Source organism: Dokdonella ginsengisoli (genome assembly GCF_042652785.1).
Classification (GTDB): domain Bacteria; phylum Pseudomonadota; class Gammaproteobacteria; order Xanthomonadales; family Rhodanobacteraceae; genus Dokdonella_A; species Dokdonella_A ginsengisoli.
In genome coordinates this window covers 15599-28319 of the sequence record NZ_JBHSHD010000015.1, presented here as the reverse complement: position 1 = coordinate 28319, position 12721 = coordinate 15599, and the positions used below count along the sequence as shown (strand labels likewise).

The following is a 12721-nucleotide window of genomic DNA, read 5'->3' as shown; positions in this document are numbered from 1 at the left end:
GTCGGCCTGCTTCAGGGGTGCCTCGCCAAGATCGATCTGCCGCTCGGTTGCCGTCGCCCACCTCCGGGCGTCTTCATGGCGCAGGAAGGTCTCGCTCGCATAGGATTGCTTGCGCCTGACCTGGACTCGCCGTCGACCCCGATGGAAGTTGGAGAATCGTCGCCATGTCGTGTGCGCTATGCGTGCACTGGACCGTCGTAGCTGGGCGAAATCGGGCGAAAACCAGTGCACGCGAGCGTGTTCCCGGGGCTGTCCACGTTGCCGATTGTTCGAGATAAGCGATTGATATACAGCGATAAAATTTTCTCCGTCGCGCCGATGATGGACTGGACCGACCGCCACTGCCGGTATTTCCATCGCCTGCTCGCGCCCAATGCGCGGCTTTACACGGAGATGGTCACCGCGCCGGCGGTGATTCACGGCGATCGCGAGCGGCTGCTGGGCTTCGACGCGAGCGAGCATCCGGTGGCGCTGCAGCTGGGCGGTTCCGAGCCGGCCGAGCTGGCGCAGGCGGCGCGCATCGGCGCCGGGCTGGGCTACGACGAGATCAACCTCAACGTCGGCTGTCCGTCGGACCGCGTGCAGTCCGGGCGTTTCGGCGCCTGTCTGATGCGCGAGCCGGCGCTGGTGGCCGAGTGCGTGGCGGCGATGCGCGCGGCGGTGTCCGGTTCCGAAAGGCACGTTCCGGTCACGGTGAAGTGCCGCATCGGCGTGGACGAGCAGGACGAGTACACCGCGCTGGCGGACTTCGTCGACCGCGTGCACGCGGTGGGCTGCGACACCTTCGTCGTGCACGCGCGCAAGGCGTGGCTGCAGGGCCTGTCGCCGAAGGAGAACCGCGAGGTGCCGCCGCTGAACTACGAGCGCGTGTACCGCCTGAAGCGCGAGCATCCGCAGCTGAGCGTGGTCATCAACGGCGGCATCGCGCAGGTTTCGCAGGTGCACGAGCACCTGCGCCACGTCGACGGCGTGATGCTCGGCCGCACCGCGTACCACGAGCCGTATCGCCTCGCCGAACTCGAACACGCGCTGTTCGGCACGCCGCTGCCGGATCGCGACGACGTGCTGCGGCGCCTGCGCCCTTACGTCGAGGCGCATCTGGCGCGCGGCGACCGCCTGCAGCACATCAGCCGGCATGTGCTGGGCCTGTACCAGGGCCTGCCGGGCGCGCGCGCGTTCCGCCGCGTGCTCAGCGAGGAGGCGCATCGCGCCCACGCGGGCTGGGACGTGGTCGAGCGCGCGATCGATGCGCGCAGCGGCGAGCGGCGCGCGCGCGCCGCCTAGGTCCGGCGCGGCGCGCGGCGCTTCTTCGCGCCGGCGGCCGGCGCCTGCGCGACCGGGCGCAGGATCTCCTCGACGAAATCGACGAAGGCGCGCACCTTGGCCGGGATGAAGCGGTTGCCGGGGTAGATCGCGAAGATGCCCTGTTCGGCCGCGGTCCAGCTCGGCAGCACGCGCACCAGCCGCCCGGCCTCGAGGTCGGCGCCGACGATGAACTGCGGCAGCAGGGCGATGCCGACGCCGGCGCGGCAGGCGTCGAGCAGGGCCAGCGCGTGGTTGGAGCGCAGGCGCGTGCGCACGCGCACGGTGGCATCCGCGCCGCGCCGCTGCAGCACCCAGCGCGAGGTCATCGTGCCGACTTCGAGCACCAGGGCGGCGTGCGCGGCGAGATCGTCCGGACGCCGCGGCGTGCCTTGCGCGTCGAGATAGGCGGGCGCGGCGACCAGCAGGCGGCGGCTGTCGCCGAGGCGGCGCGCGACCAGGCGCGAGTCGGACAGGGCGCCGATGCGGATGGCGAGGTCGAAGCCTTCCTCGACCAGGTCGACGTTGCGGTTGGACAGGTGCAGGTCCAGGTCCAGCTGCGGATGGCGTTCGAGGAAGCGCGGCAGCAGCGGCGTCAGGTGGGTCAGGCCCAGGCCGCTGCCGGCGCTCACGCGCAGCGTGCCGCGCAGGGCGCCGCCGAGCGCGCTGGCCGCCGACTCGGCCTCCTGCAGCTCGGCCAGCACCGCCTCGCAGCGCAGGAAGTGCGCGCGTCCGGCCTCGGTCAGGCCGACCCGCCGCGTGGTCCGCTGCAGCAGGCGCACGCCGAGGCGGCCTTCCAGCGCGTTCACCGCGCGGCTGACCGCCGAGACGTGCACGTCGAGCTGCTCGGCCGCGCGCACGAAGCTGAGCCGGCGTCCGACCTCGACGAAGGCGGCGATCTCGTTCAGCCGCATCTGGATCATTGTTGCGTTCTCCGCAAAGATGACTTGACCGGGGTCGAGTTTATCGCGATCGCCGCCGCGCCTAGGCTTGCACCCTTCGGATGCGATGCCCGACCGGGCGGAGTCGACGCATGGATGGTTCGAACGCAAAAGTGCCGGTCGCCGCTCCGGCGGCGGTAGCGAAAGCGCAGGGCGGGCTGCACGCGCACGCGATGGCGGCCGCATTCCTGCTGCTGTGGTGCTCGGGCTACCCGGCCGGCAAGCTGGCCGTGCTGCACGGCGGGCCGTTCACCGTGCTGTTCCTGCGCTTCGCCGCCGCCGCGGCGATCTTTGCCGCGCTGGCGCTGGCGGCGCGCGTGGCCTGGCCGGGCCGGCGCGCGCTGGCGCACAGCGCGGTGGTCGGCGTGCTGTCGCTGGCGCTGTCGTTCGGCGGCGTCTACGAGGGCTTGCGGCTGGGCGTGTCGACCGGCGTCTCGGCGCTGTTCATCGGCGCCGTGCCGCTGGCGACGGCGCTGTTCGCCAGCTTCGCCGGGCAGCGCCTGGGACGCTGGCAGTGGGGCGGGCTGGCGCTCGGCTTCGTCGGCGTGCTGATGGTGCTGGGCGGCCGCCTGGACACCACCGGGGGCAGCGCGGCCGGCTACTTCGCCAGCCTGCTCGGGCTGCTCGGCCTCAGCCTCGGCACGCTGTACCAGAAGCGCCATTCCTCGACCATCGACCTGCGCGTCGGCCTCGCCGTCCAGCACGCCGTCGCCGCGGTGGCGATGGCGCCGCTGGCGCTGCTGGTGGAGCGTTTCCAATCCGACTGGAGTCCGACCTACCTCGGCGCGGTCGGCTGGATCGCGCTGGTCAATTCAGTCGGCGGCTTCGCCCTGCTGTTCGCGCTGATCCGGCGCGGCGCGGCGACCGACGTCGCGGCACTGTTCTACCTGGTGCCGCCGATCACCGCGGTGATGGGCTACGCCGTGCTCGGCGAGCGCCTGGCGCTGCCGATGCTGCCGGGTTTTGCCCTGGTCGCGTTCGGCATCTGGCTGGGCACGCGGCGCGAAGCGGTGTCCTGAGGAGGCCGCGCACGGCAGAATAGGCGACCCGCCGCCGTCCGATGCCGCATGTCCCTCGTCCAACTCGCCAACGTCGACTACTCGGTCGGCGGCCCCCTGCTGCTGGAAAACGTCGACCTCACGATCGAATCGCGCGAGCGCGTGTGCATCGTCGGCCGCAACGGCGCCGGCAAGTCCACGCTGCTGAAGCTGATCGCGGGCGACCTCGTCCCCGACGACGGCGAGGTGCGCGTGCAGTCCGGCGCGCGCGTCGCGCGGCTGACGCAGGAGGTGCCGCACGCGCTGCAGGGCACGGTGTTCGACGTCGTCGCCGGCGCGCTCGGCGATCTCGGCGCGCTGCTGGCCGAGTTCCATCGCCTCACCCACCATCTGGACGAGCCCGGCAACGCGGCGGCGATGGCCGGCGTGCAGGCGCGCATCGACGCCGGCGACGGCTGGAATCTCGACCAGCGCGTGACGCGCGTGCTGGCACGGCTGGAGCTGGACGAGGCGGCCGAGTTCTCCGCGCTCTCCGGCGGCATGAAGCGCCGCGTGCTGCTGGCGCGCGCGCTGGTGCTCGAACCCGACCTGCTCCTGCTCGACGAGCCGACCAACCACCTCGACATCGAGGCGATCGCCTGGCTCGAGCAGCTGCTGCTCGATTTTGCCGGCAGCGTGGTCTTCGTCACCCACGACCGCCGCTTTCTGCGCGCGCTGGCCACGCGCATCGTCGAGATCGACCGCGGCCAGGTGACGAGCTGGCCGGGCGACTACGCCAACTACCTGCGCCGCCGCGAGGAGCGCCTGCACGCGCAGGCGCAGGCGAACGCGCTGTTCGACAAGAAGCTGGCGCAGGAAGAGGTGTGGATCCGGCAGGGCATCAAGGCCCGCCGCACGCGCAACGAGGGCCGCGTGCGCGCGCTCGAGGCGATGCGCCGCGAACGCTCGCAGCGCCGGGAACTGGGCGGCCGCGCGAGGCTGGCGACCGAGGTCGCCGCGCCGTCCGGACGGCGCGTCGTCGACGTCGACGACGTCCGCTTCGCCTACGGCGCGCAGGCGATCGTCGACGGCCTGACCACCACCATCCAGCGCGGCGACCGCGTCGGCCTGATCGGCCCGAACGGCTCGGGCAAGACCACCCTGCTCAAGCTCCTGCTCGGCGAACTCGCGCCGCAGGTCGGCGAGGTGCGGCTCGGCACCAACCTGGAAATCGCCTACTTCGACCAGCACCGCGCGCACCTGCGCGAGGACCGCAACGCGCTGGACAACGTGTCCGAAGGCGCCGAGTTCATCACGATCAACGGTGCGCGCAAGCACGCGCTGGGCTACCTGCAGGACTTCCTGTTCTCGCCCGAGCGCGCGCGTGCGCCGATCACCGCGCTGTCCGGCGGCGAGCGCAACCGCCTGCTGCTGGCCAAGCTGTTCGCCAGGCCGTCGAACCTGCTGGTCATGGACGAGCCGACCAACGATCTGGACGTGGAGACGCTGGAACTGCTGGAGGAACTGCTGGCCGGCTACCAGGGCACCTTGCTGCTGGTCTCGCACGACCGCGAGTTCCTCGACAACGTGGTGACCAGCTCGCTGGTGCTCGAAGGCGAGGGGCGCGTGGGCGAATACGTCGGCGGCTACACCGACTGGCTGCGGCAGAGCGAGGCTTCGCGCACCCGCGCAGCGGCGGCGGCTGCGACGCCTGCGACGGCGGCGAAGGCCGAGGCGCCGCCGGCCGCGGCCGCGCCGGCAAAGCGCAAGCTGAGCTACCGCGAAACGCGCGAGCTGGAAGAACTGCCGCTGCGCATCGAGCGCCTGGAAACGCGCATCGCCGAACTCGGCGCCGCGATGCAGGAGCCGGCGTTCTACGGCCAGGACAGTTCCGCGATCGTCGCCGCCAACGACGAGCTGTCGGCGCTGCAGGCGGAACTGGACGCAGCCTACGAGCGCTGGCAGGCGCTCGAGGCGGGGTGACGCGAGCTCAGGTTTCCGCAGGCGGCGCCTTCGGCGCGGGCAGCGCGGGCGGAGGCGTCGGCGGCGTGCGCGGCGGCCGCGCCGGCGGAGCGGGCGGCAGCGGCGGCATCGGCATCGCGCTGAAGATCGACTTGTACTCGGGCGCCTTGACGTTGAGCGTCAGCGTCTTGCGCTCGCGCAGCACCTTGAACGGAATGTCCTTGCCGGCCGGCTGGTCGCGCAGCGCGCGCAGCGCGTCGCCCGGATCGTCCACGCGCTCGCCGGCGACCTCGACGATCACGTCGCCGCCGCGCAGGCCGGACGGCGAGCCTTCGGATGCGGACAGCACCAGCGCGCCTTCCTCGGCGCCGAAGTAGCGGCCCAGCTCCGGATTGAGCGGCACCAGGTTCAGGCCCCACCACGGCATGATGCGGCGCATCGCCGCCTGCGCATCGGCGGTGGCGCGCGCGACGTCGGCGCCGATGCGGTCGTAGTCGACCGATGCGGCCGCCTCGCGCGCGCGCTCGACCTGCTCGCGCACGCTTTTCTCCAGGTCCTTCATGCGCACCACTTCGGCGTCGCCGACCACCACCTGCGGCCAGTTGTAGGCTTCGCGGCGCGCGGCCTTCAACTTCAGCTCGGGCTGCGCCTTGCCGCCGCGCTCGTAGGCGATGCGCACTTCCTGGCCGTCCTTGAGTTCGCCGAGCAGTTCGCGCGCCTCGCGCAGGCCTTCCTCCGGCGCCGCCGCGTCGGCGAAGCGCTTGCCGTCGATCGCCACGACGACGTCGCCGTCGCGCAGCCCGGCGCGCGCGGCCGGTCCGTCCGGCGTGACCGCGCTGATGCGCGCGCCCTTCGGTTCCGGGCTCAGCACGACGCCGACCACGGCGCGGTCCGGATCGCCGAGGTAGCGATAGGCGTAGGCGCGCGGGCCGACGTCGCCCAGTTCGGTGGAGAGCCGGGACATCCGGCCGGAGAGTTCCTTCATCTGCGCGCGCAGTTCGGCCAGTTCGGCGCGGGCGGAGGCGGCGCGGGCATCGCTCTCGGCGCGCGCGGCGTCGTCGTCGGCCCTGGCCGGAGCCGGTTCGGCCGCCGTCGCGCTGCCCAGGCAGAGCATCAGGGCGGTGAGCAGGAGGGTGCGCTTCATCGGTGTTCCTCGCATGAAAAGGGGCCGCTAGTTCGCGGCGATCGCGTAGCGGTTGACGCGGATGGTGGCCAGGTCTTCGAGCAGCGCGACGCGCTGGCGCCACAGCGGCAGCGCGTCGGCGTCGCCGCGCGTGGCGCCGAGCTGCACGTCGACCAGGCCGATCAGGTCCTCGACCTCGACCGCGGCCATCAGGTCGCGGCTGTCGAGCGGCGCGACGGTGGCCGTCGCGATCCAGCGTTCGAGCGCCTGCGAGCGTTCGTGCAGCGCGGACAGTTCGCTTGCCGCCGATGGCGTCGCCGCCGCCTGCGTCGCCGTTTCGGGCGGCGTCGCGGGAGCGCCGGAGCCGGTCGTCGTCAGCCGCGGCGCCAGCGCGAACAGCGCGATGGCGGCGGCGAGCGCGGCGGGCAGGGCGTAGCGCCAGGGACGGCGCTGCCGCGCGCGCAGCGAGCGGGCGAGGTCGGGCCACAGGTCCGGCTGCGCTTCCGCCTGCGGCAGCGCACGCAGCGCGTCGGCGAGGGAGAGGGGGGAATTCATGCCGTCGCGGTCATGCATGGCGCGGCCTCCGGGTTCGCTTCGGACAGGGCGGGGTCGAGCAGGTCGCGCAGGCGCACGCTGCCCCGCGCGACCTGCGACTTGGAGAAGCTCACCGACTTGCCGGTCATCTCGGCGATCTCCTGATGCGTGTATTCCTCGACGTGGTACAGCCACAGCACGCTGCGCGTCAGCGCCGGCAGGCGTGCCATGGCGCGTTCCAGGTGCTTGAGGTCGGCCAGCATCCACGGCGCCGGCTCGGCGCTGGGCGCGTCGTCGTCGTCGGGCAGCGCCTCGAACTTCACGCCGCGTTCGCGGCGCAGCCTCATCAGCGCCTCGTTGACGACGATCTGGCGCAGCCAGCCCCAGAACGGCGCGTCGCCGCGGAACTGGCCGATGCGTTCGAGCAGATGCAGCATCGCGTCGTGCACGACCTCGCGCGCGCTGTCGACGTTGCCGAGCATGCGCAGCGCCAGCGTGTAGGCCGGCCGCTCGAACGCGCGGTAGATCTGCTCCAGCGCGCGCAGGTCGCCGCGGCGCGCTCGCGCCAGCGTGGTCTGGGGGACGTCGATCTGGAAACTGGTGGCGCTCACGAACGGGTCGGATGCGGCAGCGCGCGATTGGGTCGCAGTCATTTTCGCGCGGCGGGCGCCGCCGTGCCGCCGGCGCCGTTGTCCGGCGCCTGTCCGGGGCTGCTGCGGACACTGTCCGCGGCTCCTGTCCGCGGGGTGATCTTCTTGGATTTCAGAAAGTTATCGGGTGGCACGCTCGTTGCTTCAACGGGTCAGCCACTACCAGGGAAGCCGAACCCCCATGATCCGCGACACCTCCGCCCAGGACCGCAAGATCGCGCCGCCGCGCAACCGCAAGAAGCTTTTCGTCTGGGGCGGCGTCGCCGCGGCCGTGCTCGTCGCGGGCGCACTCGTGCTGCCGGTCGCTGCGCGGCTGATGTCGGCCGATTCCTCGGCCAGCTCGGCGCGTCTGCGCATCGCCGAGGTCAAGCGCGGCACGCTCACCCGCGACGTCTCGGTGCAGGGCAAGGTCGTCGCGGCGATCAGCCCGACCCTGTACGCGCGCAGCGCCGGCACGGTCACGCTGGACATCCAGGCCGGCGACAAGGTGAAGAAGGGCGACGTGCTGGCCGAGATCGACTCGCCGGAGCTGACCAACAAGCTCAAGCAGGAGCAGGCCACGCTCGACAGCCTGGGCCTGGAGGTGGAGCGCGCCACGATCGCCAACCGCAAGCTCGAGGCGGCGACCAAGATGGCCTACGAGCAGGCGGTCATCGACCGCCAGACCGCCGAGCGCGAGCTGGAGCGCAACACCAAGGCGTTCGAGCGCGGCGCGCAGCCGGAGATGGAAGTGCTGCGCGCGAAGGACGCGCTGGCCAAGACCCGTCTGAGTGAATCGAACGCGCAGCAGAACATGCAGCTGGACCGCGACACGCTCGCCTTCGAGTTGAAGACCAAGCGCTTCGCGCTGGACCGGCAGAAGCTGCTGGTCGAGGACCTGACGCGCCAGGTCGACGAGCTGAAGATGCGCTCGCCGGTCGACGGCCAGGTCGGCCAGCTGCTGGTGCAGCAGCGCGCCAACGTCGCCGCCAGCGCCGCCGTGCTGACCGTGGTCGACCTGAGCGCGTTCGAGATCGAGGTGCAGGTGCCGGAAGTGTTCGCGCACGATCTGGGCCCCGGCATGGGCGCCGAGATCCAGGACGCCAGCGGCAAGTACGCCGGCGAAGTCAGCGCGATCTCGCCCGAGGTCGTCGACGGCCAGGTCACCGGCCGCATCCGCTTCGCCGACAAGAAGCCTGACGGCCTGCGCCAGAACCAGCGCCTGACCACGCGCATCCTGATGGACGAACACCCGGACGTGCTGATGGTCGAGCGCGGCCCGTTCGTCGACACCGGCGCCGGCCGCGTCGCCTACGTGGTGCGCGGCGGCATGGCCGAGCGCACCACGATCCAGGTCGGCGCGACCAGCCTGAACGCGGTGGAGATCGTCTCCGGCGTGAAGGAAGGCGACCGCATCGTGATCTCCGGCACCGACCAGTTCAACGGTGCGCAGCGTGTGGCATTGAACTAGGGCTGAGAGCCGAGGGCTGAGGGCTGCAAAGCGCTTGCGCGCGAGTCCGTGGCGTCGGCATCACCCACCTTCTCACTCTCACGCAACCAGCCCCCAGCCCCCAGTACAGCCCTCAGCCCTCAGCCCCCAGCTCTCAGCCCTCAAAGAGAACGCCATGCTCAAGATGACCCACCTGCAGAAGGTCTACCGCACGCACCTGATCGAAACCTACGCGCTGCGCGATTTCTCCATCAATGTGCGCGAAGGCGAGTTCGTGGCGGTGACCGGACCGTCCGGTTCGGGCAAGACCACGTTCCTGAACATCTGCGGCCTGCTGGAGGAGTTCACCGGCGGCGAGTACTGGCTCGACGGCGTCGACGTGCGCGGTCTGGACGACAACGCGCGTTCGCGCCTGCGCAACGAGAAGATCGGCTTCATCTTCCAGAGCTTCAACCTGATTCCGGACCTGAACCTGTACGACAACGTCGACGTGCCGCTGCGCTATCGCGGCTTCGCCGCGGCCGACCGCAAGCAGCGCATCGAGGAATCGCTCAGCCGCGTCGGCCTCGCCTCGCGCGTGAAGCACTATCCGTCGGAGCTGTCCGGCGGCCAGCAGCAGCGCGTGGCGATCGCGCGCGCGCTGGCCGGTTCGCCGCGCCTGCTGCTCGCCGACGAACCGACCGGAAACCTCGATTCGCTGATGGCGCGCGGCGTGATGGAGCTCTTGGAGGAGATCAACCGCCAGGGCACGACCATCGTGATGGTCACGCACGATCCCGAACTTGCCGCGCGCGCGCACCGCAACGTGCACGTGATCGACGGCCAGGTCACCGATTTCGACAGCGAGCCCGCGCTGCGCGCGTCCTCGCGGGAATCGGGAATGGGCAATCGGGAATCGGCGCAGGCCGAACCCGTCTCGCCCTAGGCCTCGAGCTTCGCACCGCCTCCGCTTCGACGACTCCCCATTCCCGGTTGCCCATTCCCATGCTGACTTACTACTTGCAACTCGGCCTGCGCAGCCTCAAGCGCAACCCGATCCTGACCGCGCTGATGGTGGTCGGCATCGCGCTCGGCATCGCCGCCAGCATGACCACGCTGACGGTCATGCACCTGATGGGCAGCGATCCGATTCCGTGGAAGAGCGACAAGCTGCACTACGTGCAGATCGACGGCTGGGATCCGGACAACGCCTTCCGCGACGACGGCCGCCCGCCGGACCAGGTCACCTATCGCGACGCGGTCGCGCTGGTGGAGGCCGGCAAGGCCGACAAGCAGACGGCGATGTTCAAGCTGATGCTGCCGGTGCAGCCGGAGAACCCCGAGATCAAGCCGTTCCAGTCGCTGGTGCGCGTGACCTACGCCGACTTCTTCGGCATGTTCGAGCCGCAGTTCAAGTACGGCGGCCCGTGGGACCGCAAGCAGGACACCGAGCACGCGCGCGTCGTGGTGCTCGGAAAGGACGTCAACGAGAAGCTGTTCGGCGGCCAGGACAGCGTCGGCAAGAGCGTGCGCATGAACGGCATCGACTACACGGTGACCGGCGTGCTCGACGACTGGAAGCTGCGCTCGAAGTACTACGACCTGACCAACGGCGCGTTCAGCGAGCCGGACGAGATGTTCATGCCGTTCACCACGGCGGTCGACCTCAAGCAGCGCGGCTCGGGCAACAACAGCTGCTGGAAGGCGCCCGGCAGCGGCTGGGAGTCGTATCTGAATTCCGAGTGCATCTGGATCCAGATGTGGGTGCAGCTCGATTCGCCGGCGCGGCTGGCCGAGTACAAGTCCTTCCTCGACAACTACGTCAGCGAGCAGAAGAAGCTCGGCCGCTTCCCGCGCCCGCTGAACAACCGCCTGCCCGACGTCAACGCGTGGATGCAGGACCAGCGCGTGGTCTCCGACGACGTGCAGGTGCAGACCGGCCTGGGCTTCGCCTTCCTCGCCGTGTGCCTGGTCAACACGATCGGCCTGCTGCTGGCCAAGTTCACGCGCAAGGCCGGCGAGGTCGGCCTGCGCCGCGCGCTCGGCGCGAGCCGGCGCGAGGTGTTCAAGCAGTTCCTGATCGAGTCCGGCGTGATCGGCCTCAGCGGCGGCCTGCTCGGCCTGGTGCTGACCGGCCTGGGCCTGGTCGCGGTGCGCGCGCTGTACGCCGAGTACAAGACCGTCGCCTCGCTCGACTGGACGATGGTGCTGATGACGATCGTGCTGGCCGTCGTATCCGCGCTGCTGGCCGGCCTGTATCCGACCTGGCGCGCCTGCCGCGTGCAGCCGGCGGCGCAGTTGAAGGTGTGAAGAGCCGGGAATCGGGGACAGGGAATCGGGAATGGGAAGAGCACGCGCTCGAACCTGCCGAAACCCTTCTCCGATTCCCGATTCCCCATTCTCCATTCCCGGACAAAAAGCCATGGAAATCCGCCCCATCTTCTCCGCGCTGATGCGCAGCAAGGTCTCGATGATCCTGATCGGCCTGCAGGTCGCGCTGACCCTGGCGATCGTCTGCAACGCGCTGTTCATCATCAGCGAGCGCATCGACCGCATGAACCGCCCCAGCGGCATGAACGAGGCCGACACGTTCACCTTCGGCAGCACCGGCTTCGGCCAGGGCTTCGACGTCAAGAGCGTGCAGCAGGCCGACTTGCAGCTGCTGCGGCAGATTCCCGGCGTCGCCGCGGCGACCAGCGCGAACTCGGTGCCGATGAGCCAGGGCGGCTGGAGCACCGGCATCAACCTGCAGCGCAACCAGCGCAACTCGACCGCGAGCACGGCGATCTACATGGTCGATTCGCACGGGATGGATGCGTTCGGGCTCAAGCTCGTCGGCGGCCGCAACTTCAAGCCGGAGGAAGTCGGCTTCCGCACGATGAACGACCGCGGTTTCCCGAGCGTGATCATCGTCACGCGCACGCTGGCGGAAAGGCTGTTCCCCGACGGCAACGCGGTTGGCAAGGAAGTCTATTTCGGCGAGGGCGAGGAGGAGCAGCCGTCGACGATCGTCGGCATCGTCGAGCGCGCGCAGACGCCGTGGATGGACGCCGACTTCATCGAGAACTCGACCTTCGCACCGACCTACATCCCGTACGGCACCTACACGCGCTTCCTGGTCCGCGCCGAGCCGGGCCGCCGCGACGAAGTCATGAAGGCGGTCGAGCAGAAGATGATCGAGGCCAACTCCAGCCGCATCATCGGCAAGATGCGCACGATCGAGCAGGTGCGCCGCGACGCCTACGCGGGCGACCGCGCGATGGCGATCATCCTCGGCGCGGTGATCGTCGCGCTGCTCGCCATCACCGCGCTGGGCATCGTCGGCATGGCCAGCTTCTGGGTGGCGCAGCGCACCAAGCAGATCGGCACGCGCCGCGCGCTGGGCGCGACGAAGTTCGACATCCTGCGCTACTTCCAGACCGAGAACTTCATCATCACCACGCTCGGCCTGATCGTCGGCGGCGTGCTCGCCTACGCGCTGAGCCTGTGGCTGATGCACGCCTACCAGTCGCCGCGCCTGCCGTGGCACTACGTGCCGGTCGGCTTCCTGTGCCTGTGGCTGCTCGGCCAGCTGGCCGTGCTCGGCCCGGCGCTGCGCGCCTCGCGCGTGCCGCCGGCGGTGGCCACGCGCAGCGTCTGACCATTCCCGCGCACAAGGACGACGGATGAAGGCTTTCTTCCACCGCGCGGCTCCGGCCTGTGCGCTCGCCGCCGCGATGCCGGCGGCCGGCGCGCCGCGCGATCGCGGCGGCGCGATGAGCACCGACGTCCGCACCGCGGCCGCGCACGTGCGTTCCGCTAAACTCGCGCAACCCTTTCGCGCG

Annotated in this window: 11 protein-coding genes; 7 read left to right on the top strand and 4 right to left on the bottom strand. The window is 70.5% G+C overall.

Annotation, left to right across the window (positions count from 1 at the left end; genetic code table 11):
• Positions 1-258 precede the first annotated feature (258 nt).
• Complete coding sequence (dusA, locus tag ACFO6Q_RS17380; protein WP_380022475.1) at positions 259-1284, top strand: tRNA dihydrouridine(20/20a) synthase DusA; 1026 nt, start codon at positions 259-261, stop codon at positions 1282-1284.
• On the opposite strand, the gene ACFO6Q_RS17375 is transcribed toward dusA, so the two are convergent.
• Positions 1281-2225, bottom strand: a complete 945-nt coding sequence (locus ACFO6Q_RS17375; protein ID WP_380022384.1) for a LysR family transcriptional regulator — start codon at positions 2223-2225, stop codon at positions 1281-1283. The two genes, dusA and ACFO6Q_RS17375, sit on opposite strands and share 4 nt — an antisense overlap.
• A 110-nt stretch (positions 2226-2335) precedes the next feature.
• Between ACFO6Q_RS17375 and ACFO6Q_RS17370 the strand changes: the two genes are divergently transcribed.
• Both ACFO6Q_RS17370 and ACFO6Q_RS17365 read left to right on the top strand, forming a co-directional pair.
• Positions 2336-3262 carry a DMT family transporter gene (locus ACFO6Q_RS17370; protein ID WP_380022383.1) on the top strand — a complete coding sequence of 309 codons (927 nt, stop codon included), beginning with the start codon at positions 2336-2338 and terminating at the stop codon, positions 3260-3262.
• A 48-nt stretch (positions 3263-3310) separates the two neighbouring features.
• Positions 3311-5203: an ATP-binding cassette domain-containing protein gene (locus tag ACFO6Q_RS17365; protein WP_380022382.1), complete on the top strand. Its 1893-nt coding sequence runs from the start codon at positions 3311-3313 to the stop codon at positions 5201-5203.
• A 7-nt stretch (positions 5204-5210) separates the two neighbouring features.
• Here ACFO6Q_RS17365 and ACFO6Q_RS17360 read toward each other — a convergent pair whose 3' ends face one another.
• Genes ACFO6Q_RS17360 through ACFO6Q_RS17350 form a run of 3 tightly spaced genes read right to left on the bottom strand, consistent with a single transcriptional unit; the run spans position 5211 to position 7450 of the window.
• The gene (locus ACFO6Q_RS17360) at positions 5211-6326 is read right to left on the bottom strand and encodes a PDZ domain-containing protein (protein WP_380022381.1); all 1116 of its coding nucleotides are present in this window, start codon (positions 6324-6326) and stop codon (positions 5211-5213) included.
• Positions 6327-6353: 27 nt separating this feature from the next.
• Positions 6354-6860, bottom strand: coding sequence for a hypothetical protein (locus tag ACFO6Q_RS17355; protein ID WP_380022380.1), 507 nt, complete (start codon positions 6858-6860; stop codon positions 6354-6356).
• Positions 6857-7450 (bottom strand): RNA polymerase sigma factor, encoded by a 594-nt coding sequence (locus tag ACFO6Q_RS17350; protein ID WP_380022379.1) that lies wholly within the window; start codon positions 7448-7450, stop codon positions 6857-6859. Before ACFO6Q_RS17350 ends, ACFO6Q_RS17355 begins: the two co-directional genes overlap by 4 nt.
• Before the next feature lie 220 nt (positions 7451-7670).
• On the opposite strand from ACFO6Q_RS17350, the gene ACFO6Q_RS17345 reads away from it, so the two are divergent.
• From ACFO6Q_RS17345 to ACFO6Q_RS17330, 4 genes are all read left to right on the top strand, one after another.
• Positions 7671-8939, top strand: coding sequence for an efflux RND transporter periplasmic adaptor subunit (locus tag ACFO6Q_RS17345; RefSeq protein ID WP_380022378.1), 1269 nt, complete (start codon positions 7671-7673; stop codon positions 8937-8939).
• Positions 8940-9093: 154 nt separating this feature from the next.
• On the top strand, positions 9094-9843 hold the full coding sequence (locus ACFO6Q_RS17340; protein WP_380022377.1) for an ABC transporter ATP-binding protein: 750 nt from the start codon (positions 9094-9096) through the stop codon (positions 9841-9843).
• 59 nt (positions 9844-9902) lie between these two features.
• Complete coding sequence (locus ACFO6Q_RS17335; RefSeq protein ID WP_380022376.1) at positions 9903-11207, top strand: ABC transporter permease; 1305 nt, start codon at positions 9903-9905, stop codon at positions 11205-11207.
• A gap of 112 nt (positions 11208-11319) precedes the next feature.
• Positions 11320-12537: an ABC transporter permease gene (locus ACFO6Q_RS17330; RefSeq protein WP_380022375.1), complete on the top strand. Its 1218-nt coding sequence runs from the start codon at positions 11320-11322 to the stop codon at positions 12535-12537.
• Positions 12538-12721: the final 184 nt, after the last annotated feature.